Raw genomic sequence first — 16,904 nt, 5'->3', positions numbered from 1 at the left:
CGTTCGGCTACATGAATGATGCTGGTTTTCACACGGTGTTCGATGCCTCCACCACCGGGTGGCGCTACTGGTGGTTTCCAGCAATCGGCTTGATTTTTGTCGGCATCGGTTTGGCACTGCCTGCTCTCATCCGGGCTGGCGTTTTCCGTAGACCGCCCCCCTTCATGGAGAAATGGTTTCCCAAGGTGTTCCTGGGGTTCGCGATTCTTTGGACCTCAGCTTCCTTCCTGGCGACCTTTCTAGAATACAGAAGTTCGGTGAGCGCCCTCAAAGGCAACAGAGCGGAAATTGTCGAAGGCGTCGTGACCAATTTTCGCCCCATGCCTTATACCGGACACGTTGACGAGTCTTTTGAGGTGAATGGCGAGAAATTTGAATACTCCGACTATGGAGTCACGGCAGGCTTAAATAACACCGCCTCCCATGGAGGACCGATTCGCGAGGGTCTGCTTGTCAGGATCTGGCATTACAAGGGGAGGATCCTCCGCCTGGATATCAAGAAAGAGCCGAACCAGTCGGATGGAGCTAAACGCCGCCAGCCCCTCGGTTTTCGAGAGTTTGGCTGCAAGTCTGGTGTCCTTGCGTTTACGGCGGCGGTAGCTCATCCTCTTCGTTCGACGAAACACGTATGCCGACCGCATCCATAAAGTTCACTTCGGACTACCTGATCGCGGCATTTCAGCGATACCGCCGACAGCATCGTGGCAGATATGTCGGCCTCGCCATTAAACTGCTCGCACTCGCGTTGCTTGCTCCTCTCGCCTTTTGGATGTTCTGGCAGGAGCACCTTGTGATTGGTGGCCTTTTTGCCGCGCTGAGCGTCTTCATGTTCTTTGCCCATCACGTGGATTATTGGCTCGCCCGACGTTCGTTTACGAAGTCGCCATACCGCGATGAGGATGTATTGATCGAGTTTACCGATGCTGGCTTTCACGCCCGCTCACCAAAGCAGGACACCAAGCTTCAGTGGTCGGCGTTTACCAAGGTGGCTCACTTCAGAGATGGATTCCTGCTCTTCCAAGGACCCAAGTTCTTCAATTGGATACCTTTTTCCTCTTTGGGGAGTCCGTCGCAGGCCGCTGAGTTGTCGGCCTTCCTGCGATCCAAGATCTCGGAACACAAAATCGTCGAACCAAGCGCTGCACCGAATGGCGGCCCCGCCACGCAGCTTGGCAATTCGGGCGTCACGGAGGGGCCGCCATGGGTGAGCTGAGTCGTTCGGCGGGACTTGAATTCACACCTTGAACCAAGGAAAGTAACAAAAATGGATCTCATCACATTTGTGGTTAGCCTCGGGCTCATTCTCATCTATGGCACGCTTTTGCTAATCCTGAAATCGCAAGGCGCGCATCAGCGAAAAGTGGAAACACTTTTGACGGAGATCCGCGACAAGGTTTCATAGGAATAGCTGACAGTTCCGGAATGCCGAACAAGGCAGATTGCCAACCCGAACGCTCCCGGAGGCCCGCCATCGGTGAGCTCACACGTTCGGCTGCACAGCGCCCAACGCAAGACCCGCAATTGTGAGACTTCGATCCGTTACCAAGACAGTTTCAATTGCTGCGCCTGTTCAGCGCGTGTTCACCTTTATCACCCTTATAATGCTGGCCACAATTGCCAGTGCTATCTGGATTTTGACGCCCGCCAAACTGCGTCAGCAAGACAAGATTCTTCAAACCCAGTTCGATCAACTTCAGGGCTACACTGGTGATCCGGTCATCCAGACGTTGCGGGACACTGGGCCGGATGCCGTCGCATTTTTGGCCCGCCAGATGAAGCGCAAGGATTCGGTTCTCCTCGACTGGTATGTTGCACTCTGGCCAAAGCTGCCTGTGTTCATCAAATCCAAACTCAAACAGCCTGTGAACGCGACGACAATCCGAGTAAAGGCGGTCGGTGCATTGAGGCAAATGGGGACTTCTTTCACTGGTTCTGAGATTGGTTTGGTGGCGTTGACGAATGCCTTGTCTCATCCTGACATTGAGCTTCGCTCGCGCGCTGAAGGCGCTCTCGGTGATTTGGGCCCGAAAGCTAAAGATGCCGTGCCAGCCTTGATTGAATGTGTTGCGGCAGGCACGAACATAAATGGAGTTTGGGCGCTTGGCAGGATCGGTCCTGATGCAAAGGCGGCACTTCCGATTCTGGAATTCAAGATGAGACAAGGCACAGGCAGAGAGCGAGTTTATGCAGCGGGGGCTGTTTGGAAAATCGGAGGCGAGAACACCGAAGCGAGAATCGTAATCAAAGAGGCATTGGAGAATCCAGACCGTCACATTCGAATTGATGCTGAAAACGTTCTCGTGGAGTCTCCAGAGATCTGCCCACAATGATTGAAGTGCCGCCTAACCCCGAAATTTTCCGACAGATTTGTCGAACTGATCCCTTCTGCGGGTTATCCCCCGTTGAAAACCCTTGGTATGGTTCAATGCCCCCAACAACGCACGAAGCGCCCGGACTTGTTGGACGTCGTCCCTCCAAGGCGCCACCGGCCCACACCGGCCTTCAGCGGATGCCTGGCAGAGATGATGACGTTGGTGGCATCCAGGGAGCCGGCGAGTTTGTTCAGCGAGCCTGTTGAGGATCCGCTGAACGTCTCTCTTGTCCGAAAGACAAATAAAAGCGCCTGCGTCAGAGTTGAAACCAAACATTTAAGCTTATGAACCCTTCATTATCCCTACTGCTTGGAATCTCGCTTCCGTTGCTGTGTTGGCCGGAAGCAGTCACTGCACACCGACCGGCAACAATAGCTGCTGTTGCCGCTACCAATCCGGTAACGGATTTGTAACAAAGATGTGGAAGTGCAGCAGTTCCAGCAAATGCGGTGACGAATACGTCAGTTCGACAAACTGCGGATGTATTCTACATTGGCCCCGTGCGACTGCGGTTGAGGTCCTGCGGCTTTCCCCGGATCCCGCGTGAATCAGAATGGGAATTCCTCACCAGCCGTGAAGAACCGGGTCACCCGTCTCGTTCCGATCGTGATCGGGCTGGGACTGCTGGCAGTATTCGGAATCTCCAAATACTCCCAGCGGGAGCGGGAGACGTTCAACCGCGAAAAGCGAACCAGGGCGCACCAAATCATTGAAAATTGGGAGAAGGAAGAATACGTCAACATTGATTCAAGTCCACAGTTCCAGGAGTTGCTTTTCGCCAGACTGACGGTCCAAGCCGGAGAGGATGTCCCCAGCGATCCTGGGATGATGAGCGACTCGCTGAAGCGGGCCTTGATCTCGTTCCTCGTCGCATTCAACGACGGCACTTACGAGGCGTTTCGGCGTTTTCGAACACCAGTCCGCCATATCATCAGCGAGGAGACGCAGTCGCTGATGCGGCAGTCCCTCGAGTCCGATGTTCCCATTCAGGTTTTTCTGCCCCCGACGAACGCGGCTCCCGGTGAGCGCAGGAGCATCCGACGCGTTCTGAAAACAGCGTCTGAACTGGAATTATCCGTGCCCGAGCGGGTGGATGCGGACGAGCTCGACCGGCTGTGCTTCACCCTTGTTTCACAAGGAACGTTGTTCCGTGGGTACATCACAGGTGTCTGCCTGAATCGTTCTGAATTGCGGATTGATTCCAGCAGGGAGCTGATCTCTCCAATACAACAGGTACTGGCTAAATTCCCCGAGGAATTGGGAACCACCCTTTGGGGGTCTGGATACACACCTGTCGTGACGCCCGATCAAATCCTGTCTCGCTCCGGAAGAATCATTTATGCAACCTGTCAGCTCCTGATCCGTCCTGCGCCCCGGATTGGCCGCAGCCTCTCCTCCTGACCTTCTTTTGGAATGATGTCGAGAACATCTGGGTGCCTTGGGAGCTCGGCAGCGCAAGCGTCTACACGAGGTCGAATTTTCAACCGTACTTTTAGCGGATGACCTTGCAGTTTCTTCTTGATCGGTGGGTTCGCCTTTATGGAGCTCTACTCCTGACCGCTGCGGGCATGAAAGCATATGCGCCCAAGGGTGTGATCACCGTTCTGGGTTTGGACGGAGTACCCACCGACATGCCTCCTCTTGCACTTTGGTCCGTGATCATCACCGTTCGAGTTCCAGCCAGCGCGGTGACAACCGCCAACTGTCGGAGGGCCGCGCGCTCAGGTTTCGCAGGGGAGTCCGCGCCGGGCGGGGCGGCTCACGTGCATCCGCTCAATCGAGGAGCCGCTCGACCAAACGGCCGGCACCAATCATGCCAAAGGTTGCGGTCACAAAAACGGAGGATCCCAGACCGTCGTTGCAGTTCAAGCGGCGCCCCGGCGGGGGATCATCCAGGGCGGGCGGGCAGGCCCGGGCTTCCGCCCCCGGAATCACGGGCGATTCCGGCGAATAGACGCAATCCACCCCCATCCGTCCCGATCGTGCAAAACCGTGGTCACGCCGCAGTTGCCGTCGCACGGAGCGGAGCAGCCGGTCATGCGTGACCTCGGAGAGATCCCCGACCCGGACCTGGGATGCATCCCTCCGTCCCCCGGCCGCCCCACAACTCACCAACGGCAGCCCACGGGCCCGCGCGCCGGCGATCAAGGCGCACTTGTCTGATACCGGGTCAATCGCATCCAGCACCCCTCCCAGCGGTGCGGTCCCGGACAATGGCTCAAGGATCCGTGATGCGCTGTCCGGTGTGAAGAAGTCCAGGATCGGCGTGACCCGGCATTCCGGATTAATGGCCCTCACCCGCGATGCCAGCACCTCCCCCTTGGGCAGGCCGATCGTTCCATCCATCGCCGGCAACTGACGGTTCACATTGCTCACGCAGATGTCGTCGAGGTCCACCAGCGTCAAGGCCCCCACACCGCTGCGGGCCAGGGCCTCCACCGACCAGGAACCCACGCCGCCAAGGCCCACGACAAGGATGTGCAGATGTCGCAGCCGTTCCAGTGCCGCCTCTCCATACAGGCGCGCCACCCCGCCAAACCGGACTGGATGATCGCTCATGGCTGAATCCATTCGCCGGACCACTCCCGTCCCGCCCTCAGAAATCGCGCCCTCCGGTGCCGTTCGTCCCCCAGCCAGAGCCAATCCAGTTCCAGAGTGGCGCCGACCAGCACGGTAAACTGTGCCTCGTCCCCCGCTTCCTCCGGACCGGGTCCCGATGCCGGATCCGTCAGGGGTGTTCCCGGACCCGCCCCGTGACCGTAACGTCCACGCTGCCCTCCCGGCAGGCGATGCCAGTAGGTCTGCGACACCGGATCCCGGGTGTGGACGCGAACCCGGGTTCGCACTCGCAGCTGCACCCGGGCTGCCGGATCGTAAAAGACCCAGGTGGCCCTCGGATCCGAGGTCAGTTCGGACACCTTTGCCGCCCGGGCATCCGAAAAGGCGATCAACTCGAATCCGGGAAGGGTCACCCCACGAAGCACGACGGTCCGTGCCTCCGGCCCGCCCTGACCGATGGTGGCCAGCACCGGCGTTCGCCACGGATTCGGGCCCGGGCGCACCGCCTCGACGAGAGCCGACTCAATCCATCCCACCAGGCCGGGAAGCGTCGCCATGTCCCATGAAGTGCGTGTCATGCCGCGCCATCGTGCCGTCGCGACCCACCCGGGTGAAGCCGGGATCCAACGAACAGGACGCGTGCAACAACTGCATTTACAGGTCCGGCGCGATCTGTTCCCATACACCCAATCTCCCGAAGTTTTTCTGCCTTCGAGTTCCGGCAACCACCGGATCCCTCCCCCCCATGAAACACCCCCGTGTCAAAAATCGCCCGCCAGGGTTCACCCTCATCGAGTTGCTCGTGGTCATCGCGATCATTGCGATTCTTGCGGGCATGTTGTTGCCGGCCATCGCCAAGGCGAAATCCAAGGCGATCCAGGTCAAGTGCCTCAGCAATCTCAAGCAACTGGGCATCACTTCCATGCTCTACGCGCACGACAACAAGGACCAGTTCCCCAACATGATTGACCCGGTCACGCGGGCGGCGGGCGCCTGGCCCTGGGATCTGCCGGCGTATGTGGCCAATCTGCTGACGGCCAACGGGGCACGCCGGCACATCCTGTACTGCCCGGCGTTTCCCAAGCAGAACAACGATGAACTGTGGAAGTTCTCGACCGACAGCGTCACCGAGACCACGATCCGGAACCAGGGCTACCGGGTGGTGGGATACCAGTTCGCCTGGGCCAGCGCCGCGCGCGTCCGGGCCACCAACATTACGGAGTCCATCAACCCCAAACCCTGGCGGATGCGCGATGGCACCGAGCTGAATCCATCGGTTTCCGAACGGGTGATCATCGCCGACGCCACCCTTTCAATTGGCATGAACGAAACCGACCGCTCCCGGAATCGCTACACCCAGGTGGACGGCGGCTGGAGGGGCCACCAGACGCCGCACCTCCGGGGAAAACTCCCCTTGGGTGGCAACATTTTGATGGCCGACGGTCACGGCGAGTGGCGGCGGTTTGAGGTCATGCGCGTCCGGACCGACGGCGACCCGGCGTTCTGGTGGTGAGGGTGACCGGCCAATTGCCGGAGGGAGGGGACGCTTCGCGGGGCCGTGATCGTGGGTCGTCGTTGAGTGGGATTTGCGGGGACGCGCACGGCTTGCCGGAGGCCCGCCCCACCCGGTGAACCTGCCTCCACGCCGCTGGCGCGGCGGCGGGTTCGCTGGTATCAACCCGGCATGCGTTCCATCCGTTCCCTCGTTGCGTTTCCCGCCGCAATGCTCGGCGCGACCCTCCTTGCCCAGGCGCCCCGTCATCCGCGCTTCGGATTCCCCGTCTACACCAATGCCCCCGCCGGGAAACAGCTCTCCGGACAACACAAACCCGCCGATCACCCCGCGATGTCCCCCGAGGAATCGCGCCGGGCATTTGTCGTGCCGCCCGGGTTTGAAGTGCGCCTGTTTGCCTCCGAACCGGACATCGCAAACCCGGTGGCGATGAGCTGGGATGCGCGGGGACGCCTCTGGGTGCTGGAATTGTACGAATACCCCATGGGCGCGCGTCCCGGAACCCGCGGACGTGACCGCATCAAGATCCTCGAGGACACCGATGCCGACGGCACCGCGGACAAGGTCACGGTCTTTGCCGATGGGCTCAACCTCGCCACCGGGTTGCTGGTGGCCAACGGCGGCGTCTATGTCGGCGAGGCGCCCAACCTGTGGTTCTTTGAGGATGCCGACGGCGACGATGTTGTGGACCGGCGGATCCAGGTGTTGACCGGGTTCGGCCTTGAGGACCGTCATGAGGTGCTGAATGGCTTCACCTGGGGGCCGGACGGGCAGCTTTACATGACCCACGGGGTGTTCACCCGGACGGAGGCCAAAGATCCCGCCGATCCGCGGTCGGCCCCCGTGCTGCTCACCGCGGGCGTGGCCCGGCTGGATCCGCGGACGCGCCGTTTCGAAGTCTTTGCCGAGGGCACCTCAAACCCGTGGGGCGTGGACTTCGATGCCCGCGGCAACGCCTTCGTCTCGGCCTGCGTCATTGACCACCTGTTCCACCTGTCTCCGGCCGGGATTTACCAACGCCAGGCCGGCCAGGCACCCAACCCCTATGCCTACGGCGAGCTGCCCAGCATCGTGGACCACCGCCATCACATGGCCGCCTATGCGGGCATCAACGTGTATCAGGGCGACCAATGGCCGGAGGCCTGGCGCGGTGCCGCCCTGCAGGGAAACATCCACCAGAACGCGATCAACGTGGACCGCCTGAAGCCCAACGGCGCCACGTTCACCGCATCGCACTGGACCGATACCGGCGATTTCCTGACGACCCGGGACGGATGGTTCATGCCGGTCAGCACCCAGACCGGCCCCGACGGGGCGGTGTGGATCATGGACTGGTACGACAGGTATCCCTGTTACCAGAACGCCAACGCCGACCCGGCAGGAGTGGACCGCGAGCGCGGGCGCATCTGGCGGGTGGTCTGGACCGGCGACGAGCCCGGGAAGCCCGTGCCCTCGCGCCCGTCCCGGGACATGGATCTCTCGACGCTCAGCTCGACGGACCTGACGCAGAGGCTGGCCGATCCCAATGTGTGGCAGCGTCGCACCGCGCAACGGATCCTGGCCGGCCGCGGGGCCGCGGCGTTTGGCCCGCCGGCGCGGGACACGCGGAACCCCCTGAATGACCTCCTGGCGGCGGGTCCCAGCCCCGACAGCCGGCTGGCAGCCCTGTGGACGCTGCATGCCGCGGGCCTGCTTGACGAACACTGGCTGGATACCGCCGCCAACGCCGACGACCCCGCGCTCCGGTCCTGGGCCGCGCGTCTGACCGGCGAGCGGGGTTATCCGACACGGGAGGCCTTCGGTCGGTTGAACCGGCTTGCGGCGGATCCCGACATCACCGTTCGCACGGCCGTCGCCGTGGCCGCCCGCCAGTTCGCATCCGGGATGCTCACGATCAACACCCCCCCCAAGGTACCCCTGCGTGAGGCCATCACCGGTGAGGTTTTGGGAACGCTCGCCGAAAAGACGGCGCTCGGCACGGATGGGACATTTGAATTTCTCTACTGGATGGCCCTGAAACCGTTCGTGGCCGAGGATCCCGTCCATGCACTTTCCGGATTCCTGAAGCACGCCCCGATGGCGGACACCGGCTTCAGCGCGGGCATCCTCCGGAAGATCCTTCGTCGCACCTGCGACCTGCGCGATGAGTCCCTGCTCACACGGACGGTCGAGGTGCTGGGCCGGATGCCCGCCGATCCGCCGGAGCTGGTCGTTGCCGGACTCGAGGGCCTCATGGAAGGCCAGCGGGGCAAGATTCTGGTGCCCAGCCCGGAGGCGGTGGCGGTTGTCGCCGCCCTGGGAACGTCGTCCCATGCCGGCATCGCGCAGGAGGCTCAGCGGGTCGGCTCCCTCTGGGGCGACGCCGCGTCCGTGAAGGCGGCGCTCGCCCGCCTGAACACCCCGGGAATTTCCGATGCGGACCGGCTGGCGGATATCGAGACGGCGCGGAAATTGAAAACCGACGAATCGCGGGAGGCCTTGATGCGTGTCGTCGCCGGTGGCCATCCGGACACCCTCCGGGTCGCCGCGGTGCGCGGCCTTGCCGAGGTCGGCGCCGATGGCACCGGACAGCAACTGCTGGAGCTTTGGAAGACCCTGCCCCCGGCCGTGCGACGGCCGGTGGTCGAGGTTTGCACCACGCGCAGTCCGTGGCGCTGGGCATTGTTTGCCGCGGTGGAGCGTGGTGAGGTGCTCCGCGGGGACCTGCCGCCCGATGTCATCCGCACCCTCGCCGCGTCCCGGAACGACGGGGAGAAGCGCAAGGCCCAGCAGCTCTTCGGCCGGGTCAATGCCTCGTCCGCCGACAAGCTCCGGCTGATCGCCGAAAAGCGGAGGGTGGTCCTCAACGGACCGGTGGACCTTCAGGCCGGCCAGGAAATCGCCCGCACGACCTGCCTCGTCTGCCACAAGCTTCATGGCGAGGGGGCCGACGTCGGTCCCGATCTCACCGGCGTGGGCCGGAGCTCGCTCAACGCCCTGCTCCACAACGTCATCCACCCCAACGAAATCATCGGGGAAGGCTATGAAAACGTGGAGGTCGAGACCACGGATGGACGACAGTTCTTCGGGCGCGTGGTGGAGAACAACGAGTTGAGGGTCCGCCTCCTGGCCGCCGGTTCGTCGGAAACCATCCTGCCGAAGTCGGAGATCCGGCAGTTGAACGTCACCGAGAACTCCATGATGCCCGAGGGGCTGGAGCAAATGCCCGATGCCGACTTCCGAAACCTCATCTGGTTCCTTCTTGCGCCGCCGCAGGACGGGCGTCCTCTCGACGAGGAGCGCCGCCGCGAACTCTCCGGCGAAGCGCCGGACCAGGCGCTGGTGTTTCCCGTCCGGGACGGCGAAAGCATCGCGCTCTGGGCGCCGGGCTGGCGGGTGGACTGCCCGGACTTTGAAGGAGCCCCCGCCAAGCTCCCGGAGTTCGCCGGGAAACGGAATGTGCTCATGACCCATCCCGTGGACGGCACCATCCCGGCCGCCATTGTGCGCCCGCTGATGCTCCCATCCGATCGGCCTGTCCTTCTGCGTCTCGCCGTCGCCGCGCAGGACGGTGGCGCATGGGAACTCCGGATCCGCGCCGACGGCGAATTGATTCATCACGAAGCCGTGCAACCGGGCGAGGATCGCTGGAAGACCGTGCGTGTGGATCTGAGTGCCTTCGCCGGACGCCGCATCGCGCTGCGCCTGGAAAACGCCGCGGCAGGCGGATCGCGGGCATTTGCCTACTGGGCCGACCTGTCGCTGGAAGGCATCGAAACCGCCGGGGTGTGGTGATTCACGTCGTTTGCCCCACCGGCCTGGGTACCCTTCATGCCGGGGTGAATGAGGTGCCGGGTCCCATCAGTCCTTGCGGAAGTTCACTCGTAAAAATAAGCGGTCGGCCCTCACCCGGCGGCCTTCGGCCACCCTCTCCCATTCGATGGGAAGATGGGGCTCCCCACTTTCGGTGATCGGGCAGACCGCCCTGGCCAATCCCGGCCTCGCGTCGGGCCTTGGCCGGAATGACCATCTGCCCCAGCCCATAAATGGTGGCATGCATGGCGATGACTGGATGTAAGGGATGCTTACATCAAGGCGCTGACCGACATCCCGCTCCCCGTGTTTTCAGTTCTCAGTTTCCAGTTCGCATCTTGAATGGTTGTCCGGTCCCCCCCGCCGCTCCAAGGTGACACCTGCGGGCTGTGGAGGCTCAACATGCCTGCCTCAAGTTCACGGAGAGACGCCGCGGAAGAACTGGTGCGTGCCATCCAACCGGGGTGAATGGGATGGGCCAGGCACCTGCAGGCTCGCCGGAGGAATGTGAAAAGATCCTTGGGCAGGGCGCCATCGGTGGAGGTCCTCGCTGACGAGCGGGATGAAGGCGCCGCCGCCCGCCGCCCGGAGGGAGACTCCGGAGGCCCCGCCGTCCATGGGAGCGATGTTCAGATCCCGCACTCCGAGCGAACCCTGGCTGCGGGAGCCGCGGGCATCGTGACCGGCCATGGGCCAACCGGAGAATGCCGGCGGACTGAAGCCCCGAAGAACGATCACCTCGTCCCCGGAGGTAAAGATGATGCTGCCGTCCGAGTGGATGACCGGCGGACCGAGCTGCCCGCTGCCTTCGAATCCCCATCGGAGCACCCCGGTGATCCCGTCCAAGGCCCAGAGCAGATGGCCGTCCGTCAAAAGCACCGTGTGGTCATCCGTAGTTGCGGGAGGACCAGGGACTGCGAATGGCGCAGCGGGTGTGGAACCTGAGAAACGCCAAAGTTCCAAACCCGAAGCGGGATCCAGCGTGCTCAGAATCAGGGTGCCGTTCCGGTCCTCGGAAAGGACCGAGAGCGTCTTGTCCAGCGGGCCGAGGGTGGCCCCCAGCACGCTGCGCGTGTCCATTCCCAACGATTGCCGCCACATCAAGCCTCCGAACGCGTCGAGGGCCACCAGGGACTGGGGGTCCGGTGCCAGGAAGATGGTTCCGTCGAGGCCAAGGGCCAGGACTGCGGAGGTTGCACCCGTGCCGGGCATCGCCTCCCAGATCGTGTTCCAGGTGCCATCGAGGGCGCGCAGAACCCCGGAAGGGTTCAAGGAGATCGCGAGTCCGTCCGACCGGACAAATCCCGCGAGATCAAACCCGCTCGACGGAACCGGGCTGCCGACCGTCTCTCCCGTTGGATTTCGCAAGGTGAGACTCTGGCCAACCCGGTGGCGGAGGAGTCCGTCGGGACCCAGCGAAATCACCCCCGGGTTCGCCGCCAGTCTTGTGGATGATGATCCGTTCGGCGCGATCCGAAACAGGCCGTTGGCCGTCCCAAGCACGATCTGGCCCGTGGCATCCGAGAGCATTTGAAACACCTGCGATACCGAGGCCTTGGAAATCCGGTTGGTCCACAGCAGATGTCCGTCGAGGTCCATGGCCAGCGATGTTCCCACTCCGTCGCCAGCGACGACCGATCCGTCGGGTCGCACCACTGGAACCGGCGGCGGCGCGGACGCATCCATGGGCAGCAGCACTCGAGCCCGTACCGTGGGGGCCATTCCGGCGGTGGACGCAGGAGCGGCGGCGGGAGAGTTGCCCGCAACGTTCGAGGCCACGACCCAGTAGAAATAGGTCGTGCCCGGGACTGCGGTCCTGTCGTCGAAATGACCGTCCGACGCCAGAGCCTGACCGATCGGAATCGCCAGGGAGAAATCCGGGAACTCCGACCGATAAACGGCATGGTCCACGAGCGCGCCTGAGGGCGTCCACCGGACCCGGTTGCCGCCCACCCACGGGCTGGCTTCGGCGGTGACGACGGCGGGTGCTTCCACCGCGCGCTTCGGGGAGCTCGCACGATTCCCGACATCATGGCGCGCGAGGGGCCACGGCGCGTTGGTGGCCACGCCGATGCCAAGATCAAGGGCTGAGATGGCGCCGGAATCCGAGCCGAGGAACAGGTGGCCTCGAGGGTCGAGAAGGGCGAATGGGGCTGAGCCCAACGGGTGGAGCATGCTGGAAAGCCGGGAGACCTGGATGCCGGTGTTGTCCAGACGGAAGACTTGATGCGCCGACGCGAGAGAAACGCCCCCCAATGCGTCCAGGAAGAATTCCTTGGGTGAAGGGCCGATGGTGCTCTCAGGACGGTCCCACAGCAGGGCACCCTCGGCACTGACGGCCCGAAGCCCACCGCGAAACCGCAGATAGGTGACGTTCCGATGGTCCACCACCATCCCGGGCATTCCGAAGGCACCGGGGTCCGCGGAGAAGAAGGAATTGGTCCATTTGGGCTGTCCCCAGGGCGAGATCCGAACGAGGCCCATGGAGTATCCGACCACGTAGTCGCCATCTGTCAGGACCGCGGCCCCGAAGGCTTCCATGCGTCTGGACCAGCGACGCTGGGTGCCCGGTTCATGGCAGATGACCCGGCTCGCGCCGATCAGGAGCACGGCACCATCGTGGCCGGTAAGCACCGAAAGCACCCAGCCGCCCGGATCCTCCATCGGTGAATCGCCCCGGAGGCGTCCGGTCGTCGAATCGAGGGCGATCAGGCGGGCCTTGTTGGCCCCCAGCACCGGGGCATAGAGCACCCCTTGCTGGCCCAGAGCCATTGGACCCGGCCGATCCTCGCCGGGGTCCGGCAGCGTGGGGACAAAGACCCCCGGGATGCCTTCCGCAGTGAACTGCGCCAGCCCCGTGCGGGTGTGGATCCAGATTTGATCCTGTTCGCTGACGAGGGGCGGGTTCAAAACCCCTGTGGGGAGAGGGCGGCGCCATCGCTCGGTGCCGTTCCGATCCAGGGTCACGACCTCCGACCGGACGCCCGAGCTGGCGACCGCGACCAGCGATCCGTCTGAGAGCATCGCCAAGCCCCTGATCCCCTCGCCGATCGAGGTCCGCCAGAGGAATCGCTGCGCACGAATCTCGACCGGCAAAGATTCCGGCCCTGATTCGGAACCTCGCACCGCCCGGATCCAATAACGATAGCGGGCGTCCGGCTCGATCTGGGTGTCGTTCCACGAGTTGAACGGCGTACTGGCAATCCGTGTGGCGCTGCTTCCGGCTGGCACGGTGTCTCGCAAGACCTCGTATCGCCGAGCCCCGGAAACGGACTCCCAGGCGATCTGAACGCTGGCTTCATCGGTCGCTGCGGGCTGCGACGGCGCCTGCAGGACAACCGGTGGGGACGGATTCCGTCCACGGTTGGACGGATCAGCCTGCCACTTCGGCCAACCGCCGGCTGCCGGCGTCGCGCCAGTGACAATGCCCCAGAGGGTGCCCCCTTCATCGGCAACCAGAACCGTTCCGTCCCCGAGAATGCTCAGGTGCGCTGAGACAGGTTCGGAGAGGGTCCGCTCCCAAATCAGGCCGCCGCTGTCATTCACGGCGAAAAGCCTTCCGGCGACCGTCGCCGCCACCACGATGCCCCCGTCAAGGACCACCGGCGTCGAGCGGATGGGTGCGCCGGCATCTACAGACCACAGTTCCACACCTGCGGCGTTGATCGCGTGCAGCCGGCTACTGGCGCTGCCGAAGCAAAGGATTCCGTCCGGTCGCAGGACCGGACTCGAGGTCACCTCGGCCCGATCCCAGAGGGTGTGCTCCTGTCCGTCGGCATGGCGAAGTGACAGGCCGGACCTGGAGGGGACGGCGAAAGTGTCCGCGGGTCCCAGGGCTGGTGCGCCGATGGAATCCCGCGCGAAGAGAGCCATGGCATTGGAGACGGCGCCCGTACCCGCGGCCCCCGAGCTGACTCCCGTGCTGAGGTAGACCACCATTCCGTCGCCTCCCACCTGCGGAGGCATTCCAGGCACCGGCGTCAGGTGCGTATCAGGTGCCTCCGCCAAGGGGCCGCGCTGAAGGATGGACCCATCCGGGGCGATGACGACGTACGTCGTGCCTCGCGAAGGGTCCACGCCGCCCAAGTGTAGCGTCCCATCAACCGCCAATGCCGCTCCGGAGGCACCGTCCAGTCGCAGTGCGAGCTGCCACAAAGGAAGGCCGTCTGCGTCCACGGCCCGCACCATTCCGTTTCCTCGCGTCAGGAACACCTGTCCCGACTCGCCAACGATGGGCGGTTGGTGATCCCGATCGGCAAGCCCAAGGCGCCAGCGTTCCGTGCCGTCAGCCCGCAGCGCCACCAGCACGTCGCGGCCCGGCGCGGGAGGAGTCAGCACCGAGTAGATGGTTCCGTCGGGCCCAACAGCGGGGGTACCCCAGCGATGTCCAGGATGCTCGGCGCTCCAGGCCACGGTGCCCGGATCTGACGCGAGGGCGTTCAGCAGCAGACCGCACCACGACGCGAGAACAGTCCATCGGAAGGATCGGCGGGGGAAACGCGCCGGCAAAATGGCAAAATGATTCATTGGTGTAAACGGTTATTGTTTACAGCTATCAATTGTTGCGAGCGTGTCAATGGCTTTATTAGCGGCGTGCGTGAAGGCGTGAAGGAATCCTGTGTCCCCCTGACGGGGGGAATTTCTTCGAAGCCTGGTGCCCAACCGATTCCCCAGGGCGACCGTTGCCACCCCCCGGCATCCGGCTTGAAGGAGTCGCGACAGGCGGGCGGCCCGTTGGTTCCCGTTGGCGCTCGCCCCCGGCGCCGCTTTCCGCATGCTGGCGCCAGGGCCACCTCCGCTTCACCGTCGCGCACGCAATCGGCCATCTCGTTCTACACCGCGACATCTATGGCGGCCTGAAACACGCCACAGCCTTGGAACAAGGCGCCAGGTCCTCTCTCCGCTCCTGCGGGCCCAGTGCTTCCTCCAGGCGAAGCAGGGTCTCGTCGCCGGTCCTGGAATGGCCGGGGCACGGATTTCCCCATCCTCGACGACACGACCCACCGGGCACGTCTGGACGCTGCCCTGCCGATCCACCTGAGGATCCGCAAATGGACCGCCACCCATATTTACGGCAGCCTCACGCAATGAAGACGACCGTGGAAATTCCCGACCGCCTGTTCCGGGACGCCAAGACGGCGGCGGCCAGCCGTGGCCTCTCCCTCAAGGCGTTTCTCACCGAAGCCCTCAAGGAAAAGCTTGCCGGCCCCCGCCGCCGCCACGCCGACTGGCCGGTACCCCCTCCGCAACTGGCCAAAGGCGAACTGCGGCGCATCCAGGCCACGATTGACGGGGAATTTTCCCGCATTGAGGCGGAGTCGTGGAAATGATGCTCGATACCAACGCGCTCTCGGCCTGGGCCGACGCGGATGCGGCATTGCTGCGCGTCCTGCCCACGGACCGGCTTTGGCACCTGCCCGTGGTGGCGCTCGGTGAGTTTCTGTTTGGCATCTGCCGGTCACGAGAACGACCGAAGCGGGAGCGGTGGATTGAAGCGGTGAAAGCAACCTGCGTGCTCACGGTGGTGGATGGAGACACCGCGGGCCATTACGCCAACATCCGCGAGGAACTCCGCGCCGCGGCGACACCCATTCCCGAGAACGACATCTGGATTGCCGCACTCTGCCGGCAACATCAACGGCTCGAAGCCGCCTTGGAGGAGCAGGTCAAGACCTGGAAGCGCCTTCCCCTGGTTCAGGCCTTCATGTGTTTCCGGGGCCTGGCCTTGATCAACGCCGTCACCTGGGTCGCCGAGATCGGCGACTTCTCCCGCTTTGACCATCCCTCGCAGCTCATGGCCTTCATCGGCATCACCCCCAGCGAGAGCAGCTCGGGCCAACGCCGTCAGCAGGGGGCCATCACCAAGACCGGCAACGCCGCCTGCCGCCGCGCCATCATCGAGGCGGCCTGGCAGTACCGTCTTCCCGCCCGCGTCACTCCCATCATTCGCGCCCGCCATCACGGCCAGTCCAAAGACCTCACCGACATCGCCTGGAAGGCCCAGGTGCGCCTCTGCGGCCGGTTTCGATCCCTGGTCGCGGCGCGCAAGAAGACCGTGGTGGCGCTGACCGCCGTCGCCCGGGAACTGGTCGGCTTCCTTTGGGCTGCCGCCCGGGTCGTGGATGGAAAGCCCGTTCCCGCCCGGCCCACCCCGCCCGCGTCCACGCCGACGCCGCGCAGGCGGGCCGCTTCGAAGACTCCGGCGGCCCGACCATCGTCCAAGGCGGCCAAGCGATACGTTCTCAATCCCCATCGGCGCTTCTCCAAGGCCCCGCACTGAGGCTTCCGGAAAACCTTGATCCGTTCTTTGACATCTCCGCCTGTGAGCTGTGCCGTGGGCAGGAAGCCGGCCCGGTGAGGCGTGCGCTCGTTGTCGTTATGTGATCAGTCTCCCCCCGGGAGATGAACTCACGCGCCTAGACTGAGACAGCGCCGCGACGTACCCTGGTCTTGTGCTACCCAACGCACGCATATCAGCAGGATCCACCGTCGTATCAGACGCCAGGTTCCTGCTCACGACCCAACCCACAGGATGACAGGCGGCCTTCGGCCGCAACCTTCAATGAGTTTATCGCCTTGAACCGAGGCTTGCGGAGGCATCCCGGGCGGGATCCGCTCCCGCCCGGGATGGGATGCGACCCGCAATCCTCGGACGATCCGGCGCTCAG

General features: G+C 63.7%; 10 protein-coding genes and 1 pseudogene. 8 read left to right on the top strand and 3 right to left on the bottom strand.

Annotated features, from left to right (window positions below; translation table 11 throughout):
- From KF791_20405 to KF791_20390, 4 genes are all read left to right on the top strand, one after another.
- Window positions 1–647, top strand: a 647-nt coding sequence (locus KF791_20405) for a hypothetical protein (protein ID MBX3734945.1), incomplete at its 5' end; no start/stop codon positions are given.
- Window positions 629–1,213: a YcxB family protein gene (locus KF791_20400; GenBank protein ID MBX3734944.1), complete on the top strand. Its 585-nt coding sequence runs from the start codon at window positions 629–631 to the stop codon at window positions 1,211–1,213. The genes KF791_20405 and KF791_20400, both read left to right, overlap by 19 nt.
- Window positions 1,214–1,577: 364 nt before the next feature.
- On the top strand, window positions 1,578–2,330 hold the full coding sequence (locus KF791_20395; protein MBX3734943.1) for a hypothetical protein: 753 nt from the start codon (window positions 1,578–1,580) through the stop codon (window positions 2,328–2,330).
- Between the two features lie 615 nt (window positions 2,331–2,945).
- Window positions 2,946–3,773, top strand: a complete 828-nt coding sequence (locus KF791_20390; GenBank protein MBX3734942.1) for a hypothetical protein — start codon at window positions 2,946–2,948, stop codon at window positions 3,771–3,773.
- A gap of 372 nt (window positions 3,774–4,145) precedes the next feature.
- On the opposite strand, the gene KF791_20385 is transcribed toward KF791_20390, so the two are convergent.
- Window positions 4,146–4,931, bottom strand: coding sequence for a tRNA threonylcarbamoyladenosine dehydratase (locus tag KF791_20385; GenBank protein ID MBX3734941.1), 786 nt, complete (start codon window positions 4,929–4,931; stop codon window positions 4,146–4,148).
- Window positions 4,928–5,509, bottom strand: coding sequence for a pyridoxamine 5'-phosphate oxidase family protein (locus KF791_20380; protein MBX3734940.1), 582 nt, complete (start codon window positions 5,507–5,509; stop codon window positions 4,928–4,930). Before KF791_20380 ends, KF791_20385 begins: the two co-directional genes overlap by 4 nt.
- A gap of 167 nt (window positions 5,510–5,676) precedes the next feature.
- Between KF791_20380 and KF791_20375 the strand changes: the two are divergent.
- Window positions 5,677–5,844: pseudogene (locus tag KF791_20375) on the top strand (type II secretion system protein).
- An 810-nt stretch (window positions 5,845–6,654) separates the two neighbouring features.
- Window positions 6,655–10,218, top strand: coding sequence for a dehydrogenase (locus tag KF791_20370; GenBank protein MBX3734939.1), 3,564 nt, complete (start codon window positions 6,655–6,657; stop codon window positions 10,216–10,218).
- A 435-nt stretch (window positions 10,219–10,653) separates the two neighbouring features.
- On the opposite strand, the gene KF791_20365 is transcribed toward KF791_20370, so the two are convergent.
- The gene (locus KF791_20365; GenBank protein MBX3734938.1) at window positions 10,654–14,763 is read right to left on the bottom strand and encodes a PQQ-binding-like beta-propeller repeat protein; all 4,110 of its coding nucleotides are present in this window, start codon (window positions 14,761–14,763) and stop codon (window positions 10,654–10,656) included.
- 560 nt (window positions 14,764–15,323) lie between these two features.
- On the opposite strand from KF791_20365, the gene KF791_20360 reads away from it, so the two are divergent.
- Complete coding sequence (locus KF791_20360) at window positions 15,324–15,566, top strand: hypothetical protein (protein ID MBX3734937.1); 243 nt, start codon at window positions 15,324–15,326, stop codon at window positions 15,564–15,566.
- Window positions 15,563–16,516, top strand: coding sequence for a transposase (locus KF791_20355; GenBank protein ID MBX3734936.1), 954 nt, complete (start codon window positions 15,563–15,565; stop codon window positions 16,514–16,516). The genes KF791_20360 and KF791_20355 overlap by 4 nt, the downstream gene beginning before the upstream one ends.
- The last annotated feature ends 388 nt before the right edge of the window (window positions 16,517–16,904 follow it).

This window comes from Verrucomicrobiia bacterium, assembly GCA_019634635.1.
Taxonomy (GTDB): domain Bacteria; phylum Verrucomicrobiota; class Verrucomicrobiia; order Limisphaerales; family UBA9464; genus UBA9464.
Note: the sequence above shows the minus strand (reverse complement) of the source record. Positions and strands in the feature narration are given on the sequence as shown.

What these genes read in the sequence shown, in the direction of transcription:
- KF791_20370 (MBX3734939.1), top strand. Translation starts at nt 6,655, where the DNA reads ATGCTCGGCGCGACCCTCCTTGCCCAGGCGCCCCGTCATCCGCGCTTC.
- KF791_20385 (MBX3734941.1), bottom strand. Translation starts at nt 4,931, where the DNA reads ATGAGCGATCATCCAGTCCGGTTTGGCGGGGTGGCGCGCCTGTATGGA.
- KF791_20380 (MBX3734940.1), bottom strand. Translation starts at nt 5,509, where the DNA reads ATGACACGCACTTCATGGGACATGGCGACGCTTCCCGGCCTGGTGGGA.
- KF791_20400 (MBX3734944.1), top strand. Translation starts at nt 629, where the DNA reads ATGCCGACCGCATCCATAAAGTTCACTTCGGACTACCTGATCGCGGCA.
- KF791_20365 (MBX3734938.1), bottom strand. Translation starts at nt 14,763, where the DNA reads ATGAATCATTTTGCCATTTTGCCGGCGCGTTTCCCCCGCCGATCCTTC.
- KF791_20355 (MBX3734936.1), top strand. Translation starts at nt 15,563, where the DNA reads ATGATGCTCGATACCAACGCGCTCTCGGCCTGGGCCGACGCGGATGCG.
- KF791_20360 (MBX3734937.1), top strand. Translation starts at nt 15,324, where the DNA reads ATGAAGACGACCGTGGAAATTCCCGACCGCCTGTTCCGGGACGCCAAG.